General features: G+C 66.9%; 17 protein-coding genes, 2 tRNA genes and 1 pseudogene. 10 read left to right on the top strand and 10 right to left on the bottom strand.

All coding sequences use genetic code 11. The features are described from left to right. Nucleotides 1–194, top strand: a pseudogene (locus tag QZ749_RS25365) (IS1595 family transposase); the annotation flags it as partial. A gap of 148 nt (nt 195–342) precedes the next feature. On the opposite strand, the gene QZ749_RS25370 reads toward QZ749_RS25365, so the two are convergent. Next, nucleotides 343–2,565 carry a TonB-dependent receptor gene (locus tag QZ749_RS25370; RefSeq protein WP_296953222.1) on the bottom strand — a complete coding sequence of 741 codons (2,223 nt, stop codon included), beginning with the start codon at nt 2,563–2,565 and terminating at the stop codon, nt 343–345. Nucleotides 2,566–2,918: 353 nt separating this feature from the next. Between QZ749_RS25370 and QZ749_RS25375 the strand changes: the two genes are divergently transcribed. From QZ749_RS25375 to QZ749_RS25390, 4 genes are all read left to right on the top strand, one after another. Further along, nucleotides 2,919–2,994: transfer RNA gene (locus QZ749_RS25375), tRNA-Val, on the top strand. A 42-nt stretch (nt 2,995–3,036) separates the two neighbouring features. Then, nucleotides 3,037–3,113 (top strand) — tRNA-Asp (locus QZ749_RS25380). 174 nt (nt 3,114–3,287) lie between these two features. Further along, nucleotides 3,288–4,358, top strand: a complete 1,071-nt coding sequence (locus QZ749_RS25385; RefSeq protein ID WP_296953224.1) for a hypothetical protein — start codon at nt 3,288–3,290, stop codon at nt 4,356–4,358. Continuing rightward, entirely contained in the window at nt 4,349–5,005 is a 657-nt protein-coding gene (locus QZ749_RS25390; protein WP_296953226.1) for an ATP-binding cassette domain-containing protein, read from the top strand. Before QZ749_RS25385 ends, QZ749_RS25390 begins: the two co-directional genes overlap by 10 nt. Nucleotides 5,006–5,008: 3 nt before the next feature. Here QZ749_RS25390 and QZ749_RS25395 read toward each other — a convergent pair whose 3' ends face one another. Continuing rightward, nucleotides 5,009–6,163: a diguanylate cyclase gene (locus QZ749_RS25395; RefSeq protein ID WP_296953228.1), complete on the bottom strand. Its 1,155-nt coding sequence runs from the start codon at nt 6,161–6,163 to the stop codon at nt 5,009–5,011. Nucleotides 6,164–6,426: 263 nt separating this feature from the next. On the opposite strand from QZ749_RS25395, the gene QZ749_RS25400 reads away from it, so the two are divergent. Together QZ749_RS25400 and QZ749_RS25405 are read left to right on the top strand one after the other, a co-directional pair. After that, nucleotides 6,427–6,909, top strand: a complete 483-nt coding sequence (locus QZ749_RS25400) for a cyclic nucleotide-binding domain-containing protein (RefSeq protein WP_296953230.1) — start codon at nt 6,427–6,429, stop codon at nt 6,907–6,909. A gap of 29 nt (nt 6,910–6,938) precedes the next feature. Next, entirely contained in the window at nt 6,939–8,060 is a 1,122-nt protein-coding gene (locus tag QZ749_RS25405) for an AI-2E family transporter (protein WP_296953287.1), read from the top strand. A 97-nt stretch (nt 8,061–8,157) separates the two neighbouring features. On the opposite strand, the gene QZ749_RS25410 is transcribed toward QZ749_RS25405, so the two are convergent. The 5 genes from QZ749_RS25410 to QZ749_RS25430 form a co-directional block, all read right to left on the bottom strand. Beyond that, complete coding sequence (locus QZ749_RS25410) at nt 8,158–10,389, bottom strand: YgiQ family radical SAM protein (RefSeq protein ID WP_373896857.1); 2,232 nt, start codon at nt 10,387–10,389, stop codon at nt 8,158–8,160. A gap of 163 nt (nt 10,390–10,552) precedes the next feature. After that, entirely contained in the window at nt 10,553–10,843 is a 291-nt protein-coding gene (locus QZ749_RS25415) for a DUF4404 family protein (RefSeq protein ID WP_296953234.1), read from the bottom strand. A gap of 164 nt (nt 10,844–11,007) precedes the next feature. Further along, nucleotides 11,008–13,143 (bottom strand): M3 family metallopeptidase, encoded by a 2,136-nt coding sequence (locus QZ749_RS25420; protein ID WP_296953236.1) that lies wholly within the window; start codon nt 13,141–13,143, stop codon nt 11,008–11,010. A 225-nt stretch (nt 13,144–13,368) separates the two neighbouring features. Further along, nucleotides 13,369–15,315 (bottom strand): FG-GAP-like repeat-containing protein, encoded by a 1,947-nt coding sequence (locus QZ749_RS25425; RefSeq protein WP_296953238.1) that lies wholly within the window; start codon nt 15,313–15,315, stop codon nt 13,369–13,371. Nucleotides 15,316–15,439: 124 nt separating this feature from the next. Next, nucleotides 15,440–16,030, bottom strand: a complete 591-nt coding sequence (locus QZ749_RS25430; RefSeq protein ID WP_296953240.1) for a TMEM175 family protein — start codon at nt 16,028–16,030, stop codon at nt 15,440–15,442. A gap of 190 nt (nt 16,031–16,220) precedes the next feature. Here QZ749_RS25430 and QZ749_RS25435 point away from each other — a divergent pair, with 190 nt between their 5' ends. From QZ749_RS25435 to QZ749_RS25445, 3 genes are read left to right on the top strand one after another with little or no spacing between them, the layout of a single operon-like run. After that, the gene (locus tag QZ749_RS25435; protein WP_296953242.1) at nt 16,221–17,210 is read left to right on the top strand and encodes a glycosyltransferase; all 990 of its coding nucleotides are present in this window, start codon (nt 16,221–16,223) and stop codon (nt 17,208–17,210) included. Then, the gene (locus tag QZ749_RS25440) at nt 17,203–17,589 is read left to right on the top strand and encodes a GtrA family protein (protein WP_296953244.1); all 387 of its coding nucleotides are present in this window, start codon (nt 17,203–17,205) and stop codon (nt 17,587–17,589) included. Before QZ749_RS25435 ends, QZ749_RS25440 begins: the two co-directional genes overlap by 8 nt. Before the next feature lie 9 nt (nt 17,590–17,598). Next, nucleotides 17,599–19,470, top strand: coding sequence for a hypothetical protein (locus QZ749_RS25445; RefSeq protein WP_296953245.1), 1,872 nt, complete (start codon nt 17,599–17,601; stop codon nt 19,468–19,470). Nucleotides 19,471–19,530: 60 nt separating this feature from the next. On the opposite strand, the gene QZ749_RS25450 is transcribed toward QZ749_RS25445, so the two are convergent. From QZ749_RS25450 to QZ749_RS25460, 3 genes are read right to left on the bottom strand one after another with little or no spacing between them, the layout of a single operon-like run. Continuing rightward, nucleotides 19,531–19,806: a hypothetical protein gene (locus tag QZ749_RS25450; RefSeq protein WP_296953248.1), complete on the bottom strand. Its 276-nt coding sequence runs from the start codon at nt 19,804–19,806 to the stop codon at nt 19,531–19,533. Next, the gene (locus QZ749_RS25455) at nt 19,803–20,054 is read right to left on the bottom strand and encodes a hypothetical protein (protein ID WP_296953250.1); all 252 of its coding nucleotides are present in this window, start codon (nt 20,052–20,054) and stop codon (nt 19,803–19,805) included. The genes QZ749_RS25450 and QZ749_RS25455 overlap by 4 nt, the downstream gene beginning before the upstream one ends. Before the next feature lie 15 nt (nt 20,055–20,069). Continuing rightward, nucleotides 20,070–20,369 carry a DUF3144 domain-containing protein gene (locus QZ749_RS25460; protein ID WP_296953253.1) on the bottom strand — a complete coding sequence of 100 codons (300 nt, stop codon included), beginning with the start codon at nt 20,367–20,369 and terminating at the stop codon, nt 20,070–20,072. Nucleotides 20,370–20,390: the final 21 nt, after the last annotated feature.

Below are 20,390 nucleotides of genomic sequence, written 5' to 3' on the forward strand. Positions count from 1 at the left end.
ACCTGCAGAACGTGAACGGCTGGCACAGCCGCTTCAAGACCTGGCTGCTGCGCTTTCGCGGCGTGGCCAGCCGCTACCTGATCGACTACTCGGGCTGGCAGCGGGTGCTGGACGACAAGCGGTTGACGACGCCGGCGCTGCTCTTGCGGGCAGCGGTCCAGTTCGGCAAGCAGCTGGACAGGAAACCTAATTAACGCGAACAGCGCCAATAAAAAAGGCCGCGATCGCTCGCGGCCTTCGGTCGGATGCTACTTCGACGGTAGGGTGGACGGCTCGCCGTCCACGCGTTCAAACGCCGCCTGAACGCGTGGACAGCAAAGCTGTCCACCCTACCCGTCCTGATTAGAAATTGCCCTTGAACTGCACGCCGTAGGTGCGCGGTTCGTTGACGAAGCCGGTCAGGTTGATGAAGTCGATGGCGCCGGTGATGCGGCGCTGGTCGGTGATGTTGCGGCCGAAGGCGGCCACTTCATACTTGCCGCCGCCCCAGACATAACCCAGGCGCAGGCCGCCTTCGGTCAGCGGCTTGCCGGTGAATTCCTTGGCTTCGTACAGGAAGAAGTTGATCTTCGTGCGGTACGACCAGTCGGTGTAGGCGAAGAATTCGCCGTCGCCGTAAGGAATGCTGTAGCGGGCGTTGACGTTGGCGATCCACTTCGGCGCCTGCGGCAGCGGGTTGCCGTCGATCAGGACGTTGCCGGCGGCGTTGACCGGATCGGTGATCGTGCAGGCGGCGCACTTGGCGACCGACAGGCTCGGATCCTTGATCTGGGTGTAGTTGTACGATGCGCTGGCGCCGACGCGGAAGTCCGGCGTCACGATGCCCTCGATGTCCCACTCGGCGCCGCGGCCGTTGGTCTTGGCGGCGTTGATCAGCTTGGTGACGTTGGCATTGCCGCCGACCACGGTCAGCTGCTGGTTCTTGATGCGGTAGTCGTACACCGAGAAGTTGGTGCGGGCACGGCGCTCGAACAGGTCGGCCTTGATGCCGGCTTCGTACGAGGTGATGGTCTCGGCGTCGGCCACGGTGATGCCCACCGGCGCGAAGGTCGAGGCGGCGGCGATGCTCGGCGCGCGGAAGCCGGTCGCCACGCGGGCGTAGACGTTGACGTCGCGGTTCAGCTTGTAGGTGCCCGACAGGTCCCAGTTGACCTTGTCCTTGCTCTCGCTGACGCTGTTCGGGCCCACCGGGGTGAAGCCGATCGCGGTGACGGTGGCGAAGTCCTTCTTGTCTTCGGTGTAGCGCAGGCCGCCGCGCACCGAGAATTCCGGCGTCACTTCATAGGTCACCGAGCCGAACGCCGCCCAGGCCTTGTTGTTCTGCTCGCTCGCCTGGCGCGAGGTCTGCACGCCCGCGGTGTTGTAGCCGTCGCTGCCGCCGGTCACGTCTTCCTTGAAGTAATACACGCCGGCCTGCCAGTTCAGCGGGCCGGTGTTCTTCGACTCGACGCGGAATTCCTGCGAGTACTGCTTCAGGTCGTCGATGAAGCCCGAGGTCTCGGACTGGAACGGGATGAAGCCCGGGCCGGCCGGGATGCCGCCGTCGATGTCGCCGCGGCTGCGGTACTGGTCGACCGCCTCGTAGCCGGTGATCGAGTACAGGCGCACCGGACCCAGGTCCCAGGACAGGCGCAGGTTGGCGCCGTTGGTCTTGAGGTTCTGGAAGTTCTGGGCGTTGGTGACGATGCTGTCGAGGTCGGTGCCGTCGGCGAAGTCGTTGGTGCCCTTCTTGATCAGGTTGGCGCGGAACAGGCGCGCGCTGCCCGAGGTGGTGCGCTGGTGCACGTTGAACAGGGCGCTGAAGGTGCTGTCCGGGGTGTACAGGAACTGCACGCGCTCCGCGTGTTCGTTGTAGCCGTCCAGTTCACCGGTCTTCTGGGTCTTGGCCAGGTCGCTGTAGTTGTCGATGTAGCCGTCGCGGTGCTGGCGCAGGGTCGACACGCGCATCGCCCACTTGTCCGACAGCGGCACGTTGACCGCGCCTTCGACGTTCGAGGTGGCGTGCGAGCCGTAGGACAGGTTGTAGTAGCCTTCGACCTTCTTCAGGTTCGGCTTCTCGGATTCGAATTTCACGACGCCGGCCGGGGTGTTGCGGCCGAACAGCGTGCCCTGCGGGCCGCGCAGGACTTCCACGCCGGCCAGGTCGAAGATCGGGTAGCCCTTCAGGATCGGGTTTTCCTGGACGATGTCGTCGTAGATCAGCGAGACCGGCTGCGACGCGAAGGTCGAGAAGTCGGTGTTGCCGTAGCCGCGGATATAAAAGCGCGGGAAGGTACGGCCATTGGAAGACTCAACGTTCAAGCTGGGGGTCTTGCCGGCCAGCAGGCGGATGTCTTCGCCGCCGGACACCAGCACGTCCAGTTTCTCGCCCTTGATGGCGGTCACCGACACCGGCACTTCCTTGATGTTTTCGGTACGACGCTGCGCGGTCACGGTGACGGTCTGCAGCTCGGTTTCCGGGGCTGCCTGGGTCTGGGCCATGGCGGCGACCGGCAGGGCGGACAGGGCCAGCATCGCGCCATGCGCGGCAAGAACGCGCTTGTGCATCTTGGACATCTTGATCATTGAGTTTTTCCTAGGGAAGAGTAAAAAAACTGTCGCGTGTCTCCGCCATTCCTCTTCGCCGCCAGGACCGGCGTGGGGGCATCCGACGACAACGATGCATCTTCTTGTTGATGTCTAAAAGTTGCCGTCTTTCCAAAGACGCCATTGTCGAACAGGTGTATCGGCTAATGCAAGATATGTCGGCCGTCATAAAGCACGCTTACAACACTTTGCCGAAAACGCTTGCCGGGGCGGCGCCCACGTCGCCGTTCGCTTTTTTCCAGAAATCCCTTGCAGGATTCGAAACGGATACGCTATGATGCGGACCTCTTCGGACGTGATGACAAACGTCGGCAAGAAACCTCTGGAATAGAGGGCGCTTAGCTCAGTTGGTAGAGCGGATCCCTTACAAGGATTAGGTCGGGAGTTCGAGCCTCTCAGCGCCCACCAGATCGCGGTTTCCTGCAAGTGAAGCACCGATCAGAGTAAAACGGAGCGGTAGTTCAGTTGGTTAGAATACCGGCCTGTCACGCCGGGGGTCGCGGGTTCGAGCCCCGTCCGCTCCGCCAGAATGTCGATGTAACAGTGTTCCCCCTGCGGGGAACACGTATTGGGGGTCGAAGGGAATCGCTTGCCAGCGATTCCGCGGCCCGCGGAACGTGGGCGAGCCCCGTCCGCTCCGCCAGCATCAAGAAAAAGGGTCCGATTCGTCGGACCCTTTTTCGTTCGCGCTCATTCTATCGATGATCCATCCCTATATCCGTTTTCGCACCAGGCTCGCCCGCCACGCCGTGGCGCAACTGGCCGCGCGCCTGCGCGGCTCGGCCGAGATCGTGGTGGTGGTGCTCGGTCCCGCCGTCGTCGGCCTGCTCGCCTTCGCCGCCCTGCCGGCCATGCTGGCGGCATCGCAGCCCCTGCCCCTCGCCCTGCCCCTGCTGCTGCTGCACGGCGCGGCGATGAGCCTGCCCGTGGCGCTGCTGCGGCCCCGGATCGTGCCGGCCGGCGTGCGCGCCTGGCTGCAGCCGCTGCCGGTGCCGGCGCGGCTCGAATGGCAGGCCGGCGCGGCGGTGGCCGCCGTCCTCGTGCTGCCGCTGGCGCTGGCCTACCTGGCGTCGCTGGCGATCTGGAGCGGCCAGCATCCCGCCTGGCTGGCACCGCGGCGGGCGCCGGCCGGCACCGCGCTGTCCCTGCTGCTGACCTGGGCCTGCGCCACCTGGCTGCTGGCCAGCGCCGGCGGGCCGCCGCGTCCCCGGCGCGCGCCGCCCCGGGCCGTGCCGGACGCGACCTGGACGGCGCGCCCGCGCCACGGCGTCATGTATGTCTGGCGCCAGCTGTTCTGGCTGCCGCTCTGGCGCAACGGCAGCCTCGCCGGAGCGCGCCAGGCCGTGCTGCTCGCGGCCACCGGCGCCGCCTTCCTGGCCTGGATGGCGGCGCCGCTGCCGCGCACGGCCGGCGCCATCGCCACCAGCGTCCTGCTGGTGCTGCTGGCGCACGATGCCGACACCGTCCTGCGCGCCCAGGCCGACCGGGTGCGCCTGCTGGCCGCCGGCTGGCCGCTCGATGCCGGCGCGCTGGTGCGGCGTGCGCGCGCCCTGCTGCTGCTGGCGCTGGCCGCCGTCCTGTCCGTGGCCGGCGTCGCCGGCGCGGCCCGCGGCGCCTGGCACGGTGGCGCCGGGCGCCTGTGGCTGCTGCTGGCCTGCCTGGCGCCGGCGCTGCTGGTCCTCACCCCTCCCCTCACCGCACGCGGCCGGATGGCGCTGGTCGCACTATGCATCGTGGTCCTGTGCGCCGTCGGAAGCAAGGTATGGCATTGAAGCGGCACTGCATCGCCGAAGTCGACGGCGTCGACTTCCACTTCAGCACGCGCAGCGTGTTCCTCGGCCTGGACCTGCGCATCGCGCCCGGCCTGACCTGGCTGCGCGGCCGCAACGGGCGCGGCAAGACCACGCTGCTCAAGCTGCTCGGCGGCGCGCTGGCGCCGGGCAAGGGCGACATCCGCGTCGCCGGTGTCGACAGCCGCCGCGATGCGCTGGCCTACCGCCGCCTGTGCTTCTACTGCGGCGGCGAAGCGCCGGCGCTGGACTGGCTGGCGGCGCACGAGTGGCTGGACCTGCACCTGTCGCTGTACCCGGACGCCGACCGCGCCGCCCTGCATGCGCACCTGGACGCCTTCGGCATCGGCGCCATCGGCGGCCAGCCGGTGACGGGACTGTCGCTCGGCCAGTACAAGAAGCTGCAGCTGGCGCTGGCCCTGGCGCTGCCGGTGCGCCTGCTGCTGGTCGACGAGCCGTTCAACGGCCTCGACGCGCAGGCGGTGGCCGTGCTGGAAGACCTGCTGGCACGGCGCGCGGCGCGCCACGTGCAGGAGGAGGACGGCGCCATCGTGCTGACCAGCCACCTGGCGCCGCGCATCGCGCCGACCGCGACGCTCGACCTGGACGGCTACCCGGGCGCGTTGTGAGGGTCAGGCGCGCTTGAGCAGGGCCGGCCCGACCTCGACGCGGTTGCGCCCGCCGGTCTTGGCCGCGTACAGCGCATGGTCCGCGCGCGCCAGCGCGGCGGTCAGTTCCTCGTTCGGTTCGATGACGACGACGCCGATGCTGACCGTCATCCGGTAGCCGGCCGCGCAGGACGGCAACGCCGCTTCGGTCACGGCCAGGCGCAGGCGCTCGGCGGCCTTGAGCGCGCCGTCCAGGCCGACGCCCGGCAGCGCCAGCGCGAATTCCTCGCCGCCCAGGCGGCCCATCAGGTCGTGCTCGCGCAGCAGGCCGCGCGCGGTGGCGGCGAACACGCGCAGGGCCTCGTCGCCGCAGGCATGGCCGAAGCCGTCGTTGAGCTGCTTGAAGTGGTCGAGGTCGAGCATCGCCAGCGCGATCGGCTTGCGCATGCGCAGCGCCAGCAGGCGCGCGCCGTCGGCCCGCTCGAAGAAGGCGCGGCGGTTGAGGGTATCGGTCAGGCCGTCGATCGTGGCCAGGCGGCGCATGCCGGCATCGTCCCGCATCTTGCACAGCAGCAGGAAGCCGAAGCCGTTCACGATCATCAGGAGGTAGCTGGACAGGTAGGCGAAGCCGAGGATGGGACTCGCGTTGAAATTGCCCATGCGGCCGTTCGCGACCGCCATCCAGATCCAGATCGCCAGCGCGAACATGGCGTCGACGGTGCCGATGATGCGCTGCACCGGCGGCGCATCCTTCTGCGGCCGCAGCAGGATCATCGCGGACGCCGAGGCGAACAGCGCGACCAGCACGGCGACCACCCAGGCCATCTGCTGGCGCGTGGCGCCGGCGGCGATGGCGCCGGCCACCGCCAGCAGCGCGACGGCGGCGGCCGGATACAGCACCAGCCGCCAGCGCCGGAAGCCGAAGAACATGCAGTAGGCCGCCATTTCCAGCGCGGTGCCGGCGATCCACGCGAAGCTGGCGAAATCGACCAGCGCCGCGCGCCCGAAGTAGGGGGCGAGCCAGGCGCTGGTCTGGGCCACGCCCGTCGCCAGGCGCGCCCACATCCAGGCGTTCAGGCTGCGGTCCGGCGGCGCGCTGCGCATGTAGCCCGCCATCAGCAGGGCGAATGCGATGTTGCCGGCGCCGAGCGCGAGCATGAAGGTCTGGATGTCGATCAATCCGGTCTCTCGGAGAAGGGGGAGGACGCGTCCTCAGTGTTATTCATGCAATATTTATTTCCCTAAGGGAACTATATTACACAGATTCCGCGTTTGTGCACGCACGATGTCGCGCGCCGGACGGTGTGCCGCCACGCGCCGCCAGCGCCAGGCGCGGCCGATGTGTGGCATCCGCGCATTTTGCCGTCGTGTTTGCTGCGCCGATCCGCCGACATCGACCATAATTGACAAGCAGCCAATCTGGCTGTGTTCCTGGAGTCGTCGTGATCTTTGGTTTCCTGAAATCGCCGTCCCTGTCGCCGCGCCAGCGCCGGTTGCAGGGCACGCAGCTGTTCCGCTCCCTCAAGCCCCTCGAGATCAAGTTCGTGGATGGATTGATGCACGAGCGCCGCTACCTGCCGGACGAAATCATCTTCGACGAGGGAGAGGAAGGGCAGGCGCTGTACCTGGTGATGGGCGGGCGCGTGCGCATCAGCCGCGAGCTGCACGGCAAGCGCCAGTTCGTGACCGACCTCGAGCCGGGCAGCTTCTTCGGCGACCTGGCGCTGCTCGACAACTCGCCGCGCAGCGCCCAGGCGCGCGCGCTCGACGCCTGCGAACTGGCCGTGTTCTTCCGCGACGACTTCCTGGCGCTGATGGAAACCGACGCCGTGATCGGCTACAAGATCTCGCTGGCGCTGGCGCGCCACATCGGCCAGCGCATGCGCCTGCAGATCGACGGGCGCGCCCACGTGGAGGCATTGTGATCGGCGGCCCGGACGCCGGCGTCGCCGCGATGCGCCAGGAGCGCGCCGGTCCCGTGGTCTGGACCGGCATCGTGGCCGTCACCTGCCTGCTGCTGGTGCTGCTCGAGCACATGCTGTGGCTGGTGCTGCCCTTCGTCTTCGGCACCGTCATCTATTACATGCTGCTGGGTCCGATGCAGCGCCTGCTGCGCGCCGGCTTCACCCGCAACGTCTCGTCCACGCTGGTCTCGATCGGCTTCTTCGGCGCCGCCGGCCTGGTGGCGATGGCGGCGCTGTCCTGGAGCGCCGACCCCGGCGACGGCGGCGGCTGGCACGAGACCGGCGCGCGCTACCTGGACGGCGGCGTGGCCTTCGTGCGCACCACGATGGCGCTGCTGGAAGCGAAGTTCCCGATCCTGGCCGAGATGCACCTCACCGCCGTGGTGAACCGCGAATTCTCCGCCTTCACCGACGACTTCGCCCAGCGCTACCTGACCACCATCGTCGTGACGGCCGCCGGCTGGCTGCCTTCGCTGCTGCTGGCGCCCTTCCTCGCCTTTTTCTTCCTGCGCGACAGCCTGCGCTTCAAGAAATTCCTGGCGCGCGCCGTGCCGAACGCCTATTTCGAGCGCACGCTGTTCCTGCTGCACCAGGTCGACCAGACCGCGCGCCGCTACTTCGAGGGCCTGCTCAAGCTGACCATCCTCGACACCATCGTGCTGGCCCTCGGCCTGTGGGTGATCGGCGTGTCGTCGCCGCTGCTGCTGGGCTTCATCTCGGCCATCCTGGCCTGGGTGCCGTTCGTCGGCTCGGTGGTCGGCTGCCTGATGGTCGTCATCGTGGCCGCCACCGACGCCCCGGCCAACCCGCTGGTGGCCTACGGCGCCATCGTCGTCTTCATCCTCGCGCGCCTGCTCGACGACTTCGTGTTCATGCCGCTGACCCTGGGCCGCAGCCTGCACATCCACCCGCTGGTGACGGTGCTGATGATCTTCGTGGGCGGCGCCCTGTCGGGCGTGGCCGGCCTGATGCTGGTGCTGCCGCTGCTGGGCGTGGTGATGGTGATCGGCGAAACGCTGGGACTGCTGATGACCAATCCGCGCCTGCGGGCGCGGCACCGGTACGCCAAGGCGTTGCGGGAGAAGCAGGCGAGCGCGGACCTGCGGGTGTGACGCGGGGGGGCATCCTTGCGCTACACGGCGTACTAACGCGAACAGCGCCATAAAAAAACCGGAGCAGGCTCCGGTTTTTTCGTCAATGCCAGGCGCCTTACTTGCGCCCGGCCCTGGGCTTGGACTTGATCGTCGACAGGATCGACGGCTTGACCTTCGACTGCGGCGCGATGAACGGCGTGGTGGCCGGCACGCGCTCGTTGCGGCGTTCGCCGCGCACGGGCGGCGGGCGGTCGCCGGCGCGCATCGGGCGCTCCGCCGTGCGGCGCGGCGCCACGTCGATCACGCGGCCCTTCGGCACGTCGACCCGCTGGCGGTCCTGGCGCGCCGGCGCGGCCTCGTCCCCGCCACCGGAAGCCGGCACGAGGTGGCGCTCGCTGTTGCCGATCAGGTCGGCGCGGCCCATGCGCTTGAGGCCCTCGCGCAGGACCGGCCAGTTCTCCGGATCGTAGTAGCGCAGGAAGGCTTTGTGCAGCTTGCGCGTCTTGCCGCTCTTGGCGGTGTTGACGATTTCCGAGTTCTCGTCGACCTTGTGCAGCGGGTTCTTGCCCGAGTGGTACATGGTCGTCGCCATCGCCATCGGCGTCGGCGTGAAGGTCTGCACCTGGTCGAGATGGAAATTATTCTTCTTCAGCCACAGCGCCAGGTTCAGCATGTCCTCGTCGGTCGAACCCGGGTGGGCGGCGATGAAATAGGGGATCAGGTATTGCTTCTTGCCCGCCTCTTTCGAGTACTTGTCGAACAGCGCCTTGAATTCGTCGTAGGCGCCGATGCCCGGCTTCATCATCTTGGAGAGCGTGCCCTCCTCCGTGTGCTCCGGCGCGATCTTGAGCAGGCCGCCGACGTGGTGCGTGACCAGTTCCTTCACATACTCCGGCGAGCGCACGGCCAGGTCGTAGCGCAGGCCCGAGCCGATCAGGATCTTCTTGATGCCGGGGATGGCGCGCGCCTTGCGGTACAGCGAGATCAGCTTGCTGTGGTCGGTGCCCAGGTTGCTGCAGATGGTCGGGTAGACGCACGACAGCCGGCGGCAGGTTTCCTCGATCTTCTTGTCCTTGCACGCCAGGCGGTACATGTTCGCCGTCGGGCCGCCCAGGTCGGTGATGGTGCCGGCGAAGTTCTTGGTGGTGTCGCGGATCAGCTCGATCTCGCGCAGGATCGACGGTTCCGAGCGGCTCTGGATGATGCGGCCCTCGTGCTCGGTGATCGAGCAGAAGGTGCAGCCGCCGAAGCAGCCGCGCATGATGTTCACCGAATAGCGGATCATTTCCCAGGCCGGGATATGGGCCTTGCCGTAGCTCGGGTGCGGCGCGCGTGCGTAGGACAGGTCGTAGACGTTGTCCATCTCGTCCATCGCGAGCGGCAGCGGCGGCGGGTTCAGCCAGACGTCGCGGTCGCCGTGCTGCTGCACCAGTGCGCGCGCATTGCCCGGATTCGATTCCAGGTGGAACACGCGCGAGGCGTGCGCGTACATCACCGGATCCTCGCTGACGGTCTCGAAGGACGGCAGGCGCACCACGGTCTTGGCGGCCTTTTCGCGCGCGGCGGCCTGGCGCTGCTCGCGCGTCATGATGACGATGGGCTTGGCCACCGGTTCCGGCGCGGCGTTGTCGAGCGCGCACTGGTTCGGGTCTTCCAGCGCCATCGCGTACGGGTTCGGCTGCTTGTCGATGCGGCCCGGCACGTCCACGCGGGTGGAATTGTGGACGCTCCACTCCTCGTCCGGCAGCCAGCCGTGCGGCACCAGGAAGGCGGTGCCGCGCAGGTCGCGGATGGTCTTGATGCTTTCGCCGGCCGCGATGCGCTTCGTGACGTCGACCAGCGCGCGTTCGGCGTTGCCGAAGATGACGAGGTCGGCCTTCGATTCGAACAGCACCGAGCGGCGCACCTTGTCCGACCAGTAGTCGTAGTGGGCGATGCGGCGCAGCGAAGCCTCGATGCTGCCGGCGATGACCGGCACGCCCGGGAAGGCTTCGCGGGCGCGCTGGCAGTAGACGGTCACGGCGCGGTCCGGACGCTTGTTCGGCGCGCCGTTCGGCGTGTACGCGTCGTCCGAGCGGATCTTGCGGTCGGCCGTGTAGCGGTTGACCATCGAATCCATGTTGCCGGCCGTGATGCCCCAGTACAGGTTCGGCTTGCCCAGCGCGCGGAACGGCTCCACCGACGTCCAGTCCGGCTGGCTGATGATGCCCACGCGATAGCCCTGCGCTTCCAGCAGGCGGCCGACCAACGCCATGCCGAAGCTGGGGTGGTCGATGTAGGCGTCGCCCGTGATCAGGATGATGTCGCACGAATCCCAGCCCAGCTTGTCCATCTCGGCGCGGGACATGGGCAGGAAGGGCGCGGCGGGGGCGCGGCTCGAGCGCTTGGGAACGCTGGCGAAGAGGTTGGCAGGGGAGTTCATTGGCCGGCATTTTACCGGAAAACTGATTGCCGAGCTGCGCCACCCCCGAAAAATGGCTTAGTTTTCAATAGCTTGTGGCATCCTGGATTCAGATTCCCATGTTCGCCAGGATATTCCCGAGCTGGCGCAGCGCCGGTTCCAGCGTCGGGTGCTTCGCCGCGAAGCGGGCCGTGATCTCCTGGCTGCGCGAGGCCAGGCCATAGGTGTTGGCGTCGAGGTTTTCCTCGGCGCGGCGCTCCAGCAGACGGTTGATGTCGCCGTCGAGCTGGCGCAGCAGCATCTGCAATTCTTCGTCGACCTGGCTGCCGCTGTCGTTGAGGCTGCGGTGCAGGGTCTTCAGGTGCGCTTTCAGGGTGTCTGCGTTGTTATCGGCTTGCATGGCTTTCTCACGTCATGATGTTATGACAAAGTGTAACTCCGATGGGGCAGGATTGGCGCGCAAACAGCGTCGTCCCGGCGCAGGCCAGGACCCAATTTTGCATGCATGGCCGGCACGCATGGGATATTGGATCCCGGCCTGCGCCGGGACGACGTGTGATGGTGTTACTCCCCCGTCAACCCACGCCGCTCCAGCAGCGGCTCGATCTTCGCATCGCGCCCGCGGAAGTTGCGGTACATCTCCATCGCATCCATGGTGCCGCCGCGCGACAGCAGCAGCTGGCGGAAGCGGTCGCCGTTCTTGCGGCTCAGGCCGCCGTTTTCCTTGAACCACTCGACGGTGTCCGCGTCCAGCTTCTCGGCCCACAGGTAGCCGTAGTAGCCGGCCGAGTAGCCGCCCGAGAACACGTGCGAGAAATAGGTGGTGCGGTAGCGCGGCGGGACCAGCGGGAAGTCGACGCCGGCCTTGTGCAGCGCGTCGGCCTCGAACGCCAGCACGTCGGACGGGATCGCGGTGGCGCCGAGCTGGTGCCAGCTCTGGTCGAGGATCGACGCGGCCAGGTACTCGGTGGTGCGATAGCCTTCGTTGAACTTGCTCGACGCCTGCACCTTGTCCAGCAATTCCTTCGGCATCGGCGCGCCGGTCTGGTAGTGCCTGGCATAATTGGAGAGAACCTCCGGCCAGGCCATCCACATCTCGTTGACCTGCGACGGGAACTCGACGTAGTCGCGCGGCACGCGGGTGCCCGAGAAGCGCGGGTATTTCACGTTCGAGAACATGCCGTGCAGCGCATGGCCGAATTCGTGGAACATCGTGCGCACTTCGTCGTAGGTCAGCAGCGTCGGCTCGCCGGCGGCCGGCTTCGGGATGTTCAGGTGGTTGGCGATGACCGGGTGCGTGCCCAGCAGCGCATTCTGGCCGACGTAGGCGTTCATCCACGCGCCGCCACGCTTGTTGGCGCGCGCATACGGGTCGTGCAGGAAGATCGCCAGCTGCTTGCCGTCGACGTCGAACACGTCGAACACGCGCACGTCCGGATCGTAGACCGGCAGGTCCTTGCGTTCCTTGAAGGTGATGCCGTATTCCTTGGTGGCAGCGAAGAACACGCCGTCGACCAGCACGCGGTTGAATTCGAAGTACGGGCGCAGCTGGTTCTGGTCGAAGGCGTAGCGGGCCTGGCGCACCTTGTCGCTGTAGTAGTTCCAGTCCCAGGCGGCGGCCTGGAACTTGCCCGATGCGTTGCCGTCGGCATCGATGGCCTTCTGGATCTCGGCCGCCTCTTTCTTCGCGTTGTTCACGGCCGGCCTGGCGAATTCGGCCAGCAGGCTGTTGACGGCGCCGGTGGTCTTGGCGGTCTGGTCTTCCAGCATGTAGGCGGCGTGGCTCGGGTAGCCCAGCAGCGCGGCGCGCTCCGCGCGCGCCCTGGCCAGGTCCAGCACCACGTTGCGGTTGTCGTACGCTCCGCCGTGGCTGCCGCGCGCCAGCGAGGTCGCCAGCAGTTTTTCGCGGGTGGCGCGGTTGGTCAGCACCGACAGCGGCGCCTGCTGGGTGGTGTTCACGACCGGGATCACGAACTTGCCGTCCAGGCCGCGCTTTTTCGCCTCGGCGGCGGCGACGTCGATCGCCTTGTCCGACATGCCGGCCAGTTCGGCGCGGGTATCGACCACCAGCGCCGAGGCATTCGCTTCCTTCAGCACGTTCTGGCTGAACTGGGTCTGCAGGGCGGCGATCTTCGTGTTGTAGGCCTTCAGCTTTTCCTTGTCGGCGCTGGAGAGCCTGGCGCCGGCGCGCACGAAGTCGGTGTGGTAGCGCTCCAGCAGGTACTTCGATTCGGCATCGAGGCGCAGCTTGTCGCGCTTGTCGTACAGGGCCTGGACGCGCTTGTACAGCGTCTCGTTCAGGCGGATCCGGTCGTTGTGCGCCGCCAGTTTCGGGGCCAGGTCCTTGTCCAGGGCATTCAGGGTGTCGTTCGTGTTGGCGCCCACCAGGCTCGAGAACACGGTCGAGACGCGGTTCAGCAGCTGGCCCGCGCGTTCCATCGCGACGATGGTGTTCTCGAAGGTCGGCGCGGCCTTGTTATCGGCGATGGCGTCGATCTCCAGCGCGTGCTGGCGCATGCCTTCCGCGAACGCCGGCGCGAAGTCCTCGTTCTTGATCTTGTCGAAGGCCGGGTACTGGAACGGCAGGGTGCTCGGCTTGGCGAACGGGTTCGATGCCGGCAGCATCGAGGCCGGTTCGGCATGGGCGAAGGTGGCGCAAGCCGCGGTAACGGCGATGGCCAGGAAGTGGGAACGGTGCATTCTGAAGCTCTCCGGAGGTTGATCGGACCGGACCATGCTCGTGGCACGGCGCGGTCTCTTCTTGTGCGGCGCCCGGCGCGCGGCGGCAGGCGCGCCGCGCAACGTGCGGACATGAAAGAACGCCGCCGGGGCTGGCCCGGCGGATCGTTCTCGCAAGATCATAGCAGGGATATTGCCCTACCGTTACACCGGAATGGCGGCCATCCCTTGTCTAGACAGGCGCCGTCACGCGCCGTAGGGCGTGAACGCGAAGCCGTTCGAAAGCACGCCGACCAGCGCCGCCTGGTTCTCGTGGCCTTCGCTGAAGCCGACCAGGACCTCGGCCAGCGTGGCGGCCTTGCTGTCGAGCACACCCGTCCAGAAGTCGATGCCCGCTTTCTCGCCGGGGCGGTGCAGGACGTTCTCGTACAGCTTCCCGACGATCTCGCGGTTGCCCGGATTGGCGCCGTACACGTCCTTGAATTCCTGCGCCACGACGAAGCCCCTGGCGACGTCCAGCAGGGACACGCCCTGGTCCATCATCGACATCCAGAAGCCGAGCCCGGCCTTGTCCGGCGTGCGGCCGAGCACGGCCTGGTAGACGCGGTAGGCCTGGCCGCCGGTGCCGTCCACGTCGAACGCCATGCCGCCGTCGGCGAACGCCAGGCGCTCGACGTTGGCCAGGGTATCGGTGCCGTCCGCGCCCGCCAGGTCGCGCACCGTGATCGTCCCCTTGTCGACGCTGACGGCATACGACGCGGCGCCCTTCCCGTACACCACCTTGTCCAGGCCGGCGCCACCGTCGATCGTGTTGTCGAGCTTGTTCTGCACGATGCGGTCGTTGGCGGCCGTGGCGGTAATCCGCGCCGGACCCGGCAGCGCCTGCGTGGCCTGGGCCGTGGTCTGGTAGATCGTGTTGCCGTTGACGTTGATCGACGTGAAGCCCAGGCCGTTCGCCGTCATCACCGGCAGGGTCAGCACGTTCATGAAATACTGGTCGCCGGCCAGCGCGTTCAGCTGGCCGGCGCGCAGCGCCACCTCGAAGTGGCCGAAGCCGTCGTTGGTCCAGACGATCGGGGTGTTCGCGCCCGGCAGGTTGTTCATGAACTGGTTGATCACGATGTCCAGGCTGCCGTCGCCGTTCACGTCCATCAGGCGGATGAATTCGCCGGCGCCGACCTTGCTGTTCTCGCCCGGCAGGCCCTCGTGGCTGTCCTGGGCCGCGACGTGCGCCTGCGTGTCGCGCACGAAGGTGCCGCCGTCGTTGCGCAGCACGTCCAGCGCCCAGCCGTCGGCATAGGCATCGCTGGGCGTCGATTCCGACGTCAGCACCAGCAGGTCGCGGTCGCCGTCGCCGTCGATGTCCATGGCGGCGATGTCGTGCACGATCTGCGTATCGCCGAAATAGCCCTGCGGCAGGTAGGTCATGGCGCCGGCGCTGTAGCCGCTGCCGGTGTTCCAGAACACCAGCGAGCGGTGTTCCTTGTTATAGGTATTGCCGTCGTTGCCCAGCACCAGGTCGAGGCGGCCGTCGCCGTTCAGGTCGGCGAGCAGCGAGGCCGTCACCCCGATATTGCCGCTGGCGCGGTTCAGCAGGCCGCCGGCCTGCAGCGGCAGCCCGGCATCCGTCTTCGTGAACCCGCCCTTGCCGTCGCCGAGCAGCACATAGGATTCGGCCGGGCTGGCCTGGCTGCTCAGGTTGCCGACGAACAGGTCGAGGTGGCCGTCGCCATTGATGTCGCCCGTTGCGGCGCTGTGCGTGAAGTCGGCCACCTGCGGCAGGCTGGCCGTGGCATCGACGTAGCCGCCGCCGGCCTTGCCGAGCAGCAGGTGATTCTGCTCGCCCGGGAACGGATGGGTATCGTAGCCATGGCCGGCCACGTACAGGTCGGGCACGCCGTCCTCGTTGAAATCCGCCTGCACGATCTCGCGCGGATGGAGGGTGGAGAACGTGGACGGCAGCAGTTCCGGCGCCGGCGTGTAGGTGCCGTCGCCCTTGCCCAGCATCAGCACGGCCGGCTGGCCGACCGGATTGGCGCCGAGGAAGGGGTAGTAGGCGCCGAACACCAGGATGTCGGGAATGCCGTCGCGGTTGGCATCGACGACTTCCGGCACGGCCTGGGCCAGGTTGCTGGTGGTGGTCGTCGTCGTGGTGCGGACGATGCGGAAGTAGTCTTGGGCGTTGATGACCATGGCGGTGGCTGGCAGGTTGGCGATACGACACGTTGTGCCGCAAGGAAATTACCATTATTTCACGCCGTATTGACGACCTCAAGGCAGGGCCGTCGCATGATGTGTCAACGCAACTATTCCGGCATCAGGGCGCTTCGCCATCGTCGGCCATCCCGCGCTCGATGCGCCGGTCCGGCACCAGCCAGACCACGGCGACGATCGCATACACGAGGAAACCGATGCCCGGATGCGCGCAGGACGCGACCACGCCGACGAGATACAGCGCGATCGACAGCTTGCCCTTCCAGTCCCGGCCCAGCGCCCGCGCCAGCGCGGCATTCTTCGGATGGCGGAACACGAGCGAGCGCACCAGGATCGAATACGCGATCGACGACATCACGAGCACGATGCCGTAGGCCACCGTGGGCCAGGTCTGGAAGTTGTTCTCCCCCATCCAGTTGGTCACGAACGGGATCAGCGAGAGCCAGAACAGCAGGTGCAGATTGGCCCACAGGATGCCGCCGCTGACTTCCTGCACGGCCTGCAGCAGGTGATGGTGGTTGACCCAGTAGATGCCGACGTACACATAGCTCAGCACATAGCCCAGGAACAGGGGCCACAGCGGCAACAGGTCGCGGAACTGGGCGCCGTGCGGCACCTTGAGTTCGAGCACCATGATCGTAATGGCGATGGCGATGACGCCGTCGCTGAAGGCTTCGAGCCTGCTTTTGCCCATAGGTCACGCTTGATGAAGGAAGTCGTCGATTGTGGCCGGATCATGCCGGAAACGCTTGGACGGCAACGCCCTCGTGAGGTCGCCGTTACACCGCCTTGTGAGAGTAATATGTAAATATCTTAACGGCAACATGTCACGCGGAGCGGCTATAATCTCCGGTCGAGCAATTGCTGAAGAAACGAACGGTTCCATGAGCGCCCATCCCGACCCGCTGTCCCTTTCCGGCCACGACGCGCCGTCCGATGCGCCGCGCGTCGCCGTCATCGTACCCTGCTATAACGAGGCGCTGACCATCGCCCAGATCGTCCGCGATTTCCGCACCCACCTGCCGCATGCCCGCATCTATGTGTTCGACAATAATTCGACCGACGATACGACCCGCGTCGCGCGCGACGCCGGTGCGATCGTGCGTACCGTGACCATGCAGGGCAAGGGCAGCGTGGTGCGGCGCATGTTCGCCGACGTCGAGGCCGATGCCTATATCATGATCGACGGCGACGGCACCTATGATGCGGGCGCCGCGCCGCGCCTGGTCGACAAGCTGGTGCGCGACAACCTCGACATGGTGGTGGGCGCACGTGTCAGCACCGAGCAGGCCGCCTACCGTTTCGGCCACCGCGCCGGCAACACGATGCTCACCGGCTTCCTGTCCATCATCTTCGGCCGCACCTTCACCGACATCCTGTCCGGCTACCGCGTGTTCTCGCGCCGCTACGTGAAATCGTTCGCCGCGCATTCGTCCGGATTCGAGATCGAGACGGAACTGACGGTGCACGCGCTGGAGCTGCGCATGCCGGTCGCCGAGGTGGAAACGGTGTACGGGTCGCGCCCGGAAGGCTCGGTCAGCAAGCTCAGCACCTATCGCGACGGCGTGCGCATCCTGCTCACCATCCTGCGCCTGTTCAAGTCGGAAAAGCCGCTGGGCTTCTATTCGATCGCCTTCGCCGTGTTCGCGCTGGCGTCGATCGACCTGGCCATCCCGCTGTTCGCCACTTACCTGGAAACGGGCCTGGTGCCGCGCCTGCCGACGGCCGTGCTGTGCGTGGCGCTGATGCTGTTCGGGGTGGTGCTGCTGGCCTGCGGCATCATCCTCGATGCCGTGACCAAGTCGCGCATCGAGCAGAAACGTTTTTCCTATCTCGCCGTCCCCGCGTTCGACGTCGGCGGCAAGGATGCATGAGGCCTTGCGCCAGCTGGGCAGCTTCGCGCTCGCGGGCGCCCTCGGCTTCGTGGTCGACGTCGGCGTGCTGTATGGCGCGATGGCGCTGGGCGCCGGCTGGATCCTCGGGCGCCTGCTGTCCTTCGTGGCGGCGGCCTATTCGACCTGGCGCTTCAACCGGCGTTTCACCTTTGCCGCCACCGCCTCTCCCTGGCGCGAATGGTGGCGCTACCTGGCCAGCATGACGGGTGGGATGCTGATCAATTTCCTCGTTTATAGCCTGGCCTTGTCGCTGCTGCCGGCCGCCTGGTGGGCGCCCGGCCTGGCGGTCGGATGCGGCTCCGCCGCGGGGCTGGTCGTCAATTTCGCCAGCGCCAAGCTGTTCATCTTCAAGTCCTGAAAGATCATCATGCGTTTCCTGAAGAATCCCCTCGCCGCCGTGGAAAGCTGGTTCCAGCGCCGCACGGCCGTTCTTTCCCATCCGCGCGCGCCGTTCCTTGCCGTCTGCATCGTGCCCGTGCTGTTCGGCCTGCTTTCGGTCTGCCTGGGCCAGGACGACAACTGGGACTTGAAGAACTACCACTGGTACAACCCGCACGCCCTGCTGCACGGCCGCATCGCCATCGACATGGCGCCCGGCCAGTGGCAAAGCTATTTCAATCCGCTGCTCGACCTGCCCTATTACCTGCTCAATGCCTGGCTGCCCGCGCCGGCCGTCGGCTTCGTGATGGGCTGGCTGCACGGCCTGAATTTCATTCTGCTGCTGGCCATCGCCCGCAGGGTGCTCGGCCACGCGGCCGGCAATGCGCGCCTGCCGTTGCTGCTGGCCGCGGTCGGCATGTGCGGCGCCGGCTTCCTGTCGGAGCTGGGCAATTCCATGGGCGATAACATGACGGCGCTGCTGACGCTGTCCTCGGTGTATCTTGTGCTGCGCGGCTGGGCGCACTTGCCGGCCTGGTCGGCACAAGCCGTGAAGACCGTGCTGCTGGCCGGCTTCGTCATGGGCCTGGGTGCGGGCCTGAAGCCGACCAACGTCACGTATGCCGCGGCCCTGTGCGTGGCCCTGCTGGCACTGCCCGCATCGTTCGGCGTGCGCCTGGGCGCGGCCTTCGCGAGCGGTTGCGCGATCGTGGCGGGCATGCTGGCGACTGCGGGCTGGTGGTGGCTCGCCATGTGGGAACGCTTCGGCAACCCACTGTTCCCGCAGTTTAACAACGTATTCCGCAGTCCCCTGGCTCAACAGTTCGGCATCATCGACAACTTCCATATGCCGCATGGTGTGCTGGAAGCGCTGTTCTGGCCCTTCGTCTTCACCAGGAACTTCCTGCGCGTATCGGAAATCATTCTGAAGCAGGCAATCCTGCCGGTGCTGTACGGGCTGGCGATCGTGTTCGCGCTCACCTGGCTGGCCGAGCGCTTCGGCGGCAAGCGGGTGCAGGCGCCCCTGTCGGCGCCCGCCCGCTTCCTGCTCGCGTTCGGCCTGGTCGCCTACCTGGCCTGGATGAAGGTGTTCGGCATCTACCGCTACCTGGTCCCGCTCGAACTGCTGGCGCCGCTGATGGCCTGGATCCTGGTCGGGCGCATCATCCAGCGCCCGGTTGCGGCGCGCTTGGCCGGCTGGCTGCTGGCCGCCACCACGGTGGTCGTGTTCCCGTTCATGACCTGGGGTCACGCGGGCTGGACGGCCACGGGCTTCAGCGCCCAGTTGCCCCCGTTCGCCCGCCCCGCGTCGACGATCGTCTTCACCGCTCATGCCCATCCGCCCATGGGCTGGCTGGCCAACTTCTTCCCGGCCGACGTGCGCGTCGTGGCGCTGGGTTCGGGTTTCCCAGAATCGCCGGCCTACCTGGAACGCATCCAGTCCGCCATCGCCGAGCGCCAGGGACCGCATTACGTGATGCTGGCGCTGGCGAAGAATGAAAAGGAAAGCAGCCTGCGCCGCAAACAGGAACTGGTCGACATGCTGGGCCTGACGGCCGATGCCAACAGCTGCGCGCGCCTCGACCGCCTGCTGCAGCGGGTGCGCTTCCAGGTGCAGGTGAAACCCCTGGAACAGAAAGGACGCCAGTGCACGATCGAACTGCAGGCGCGCTATGCGGTGGACCTGGCGGCCCGGGACCGCACCGTCATGCAGGCGGCGCGCGACAACCTGGGCCGCTACGGCCTGGCAATCGACGAAGCCGGCTGCCAGGCCTATCCGGCCGCCGTCGGCGACGAATCGTATCCGTTCAGGCTGTGCCCGGTAACGGCCACCGGCCGGGCATCGGCGCCGGCGCCGTGACCAGGCGGCGGCAGGTCGGCGAAGCCATCGCCGTGCGGGACTTTCCGTTCCTGTCGTCGTTTACTGCTTTCGTTTTTTCAGCACATACCCGGCCACCATGCCGAACGGCCAGGACACGAACAGCACCGTCTCCCAATAGCGGAAATCCTCGTACTCGCGCAGCGTGTATTCGTTGTTGCGCTTGTCGCAGAAGACGTCGCGGCCGCAAGGCTTGAGGGGTGCGTAGGGATAGCTGGCGAAGCCGTATCCCATCCAGCCCAGGCACCAGGCGATGACGAGATAGGGAAGCAGGCGCCCGAAGGACATCCCGCGCTTGCCCTCATGGCTGCCCGTCATCGCCGCCGCCCCGCGAGGCGCGCCTCGATCCCTTTCAGGAAGAGGTCGGCGATCAGCTCCTGCTGCACGGGGTCGCCGCCGGAGGCCCCGGGAAGCCACTTGGCGTAGGCGGTGGCATGGTCTCCCGCCCGGAACGCCTCGATGCCCGCGGCGCGCCACTCATCGTTCTCCGTGCCCTGCGCGGCCGCACAGGCGCCGAGGGCGGCGGCCAGGGCCAGGCAGCGCCGGGCGGCGGAAAACGGGGGCATGGTCGCGCGTCCCCGTCAGCGTTGCTGGTCGCCCGCCATGTAGCGTTCGTAGTTGCGGGCGAAGTCGTCGAGATTGTCCTCCAGCATCTTGCGGTACTGGTCGGTCAGGTAGGCCATCACGTGCTCCTTCTCGAGCGCCATGTTCTGTGCGCTGCCCGTGGTCTTGGCGACGATGAAGGCGTTGAAGCGCGCCGAGGCGAACATGGTCGAGGCGCCGACCTCGTTGGGATGCGCCGCATCGCACTGCGCGTTGGCGATGTTGATGAGGGCATTGGCGCGATGCCAGAATTCCGGGCCGGTGGTGTTGTTGCTCATGATGTATCCCTGCAAAAAACG

Source organism: uncultured Massilia sp. (assembly GCF_913773735.1).
In the GTDB taxonomy this organism is placed as follows: Bacteria; Pseudomonadota; Gammaproteobacteria; order Burkholderiales; family Burkholderiaceae_D; genus Telluria.

Bases quoted from the DNA above. Each gene is read 5' to 3' on its own strand.
- QZ749_RS25450 (WP_296953248.1), bottom strand. From the start codon at position 19,806: ATGACGGGCAGCCATGAGGGCAAGCGCGGGATGTCCTTCGGGCGCCTG.
- QZ749_RS25425 (WP_296953238.1), bottom strand. From the start codon at position 15,315: ATGGTCATCAACGCCCAAGACTACTTCCGCATCGTCCGCACCACGACG.
- QZ749_RS25370 (WP_296953222.1), bottom strand. From the start codon at position 2,565: ATGATCAAGATGTCCAAGATGCACAAGCGCGTTCTTGCCGCGCATGGC.
- QZ749_RS25415 (WP_296953234.1), bottom strand. From the start codon at position 10,843: ATGCAAGCCGATAACAACGCAGACACCCTGAAAGCGCACCTGAAGACC.
- QZ749_RS25420 (WP_296953236.1), bottom strand. From the start codon at position 13,143: ATGCACCGTTCCCACTTCCTGGCCATCGCCGTTACCGCGGCTTGCGCC.
- QZ749_RS25385 (WP_296953224.1), top strand. From the start codon at position 3,288: ATGATCCATCCCTATATCCGTTTTCGCACCAGGCTCGCCCGCCACGCC.
- QZ749_RS25430 (WP_296953240.1), bottom strand. From the start codon at position 16,030: ATGGGCAAAAGCAGGCTCGAAGCCTTCAGCGACGGCGTCATCGCCATC.
- QZ749_RS25410 (WP_373896857.1), bottom strand. From the start codon at position 10,389: ATGTCCCGCGCCGAGATGGACAAGCTGGGCTGGGATTCGTGCGACATC.
- QZ749_RS25460 (WP_296953253.1), bottom strand. From the start codon at position 20,369: ATGAGCAACAACACCACCGGCCCGGAATTCTGGCATCGCGCCAATGCC.
- QZ749_RS25455 (WP_296953250.1), bottom strand. From the start codon at position 20,054: ATGCCCCCGTTTTCCGCCGCCCGGCGCTGCCTGGCCCTGGCCGCCGCC.
- QZ749_RS25440 (WP_296953244.1), top strand. From the start codon at position 17,203: ATGCATGAGGCCTTGCGCCAGCTGGGCAGCTTCGCGCTCGCGGGCGCC.
- QZ749_RS25390 (WP_296953226.1), top strand. From the start codon at position 4,349: ATGGCATTGAAGCGGCACTGCATCGCCGAAGTCGACGGCGTCGACTTC.
- QZ749_RS25435 (WP_296953242.1), top strand. From the start codon at position 16,221: ATGAGCGCCCATCCCGACCCGCTGTCCCTTTCCGGCCACGACGCGCCG.
- QZ749_RS25405 (WP_296953287.1), top strand. From the start codon at position 6,939: ATGCGCCAGGAGCGCGCCGGTCCCGTGGTCTGGACCGGCATCGTGGCC.
- QZ749_RS25445 (WP_296953245.1), top strand. From the start codon at position 17,599: ATGCGTTTCCTGAAGAATCCCCTCGCCGCCGTGGAAAGCTGGTTCCAG.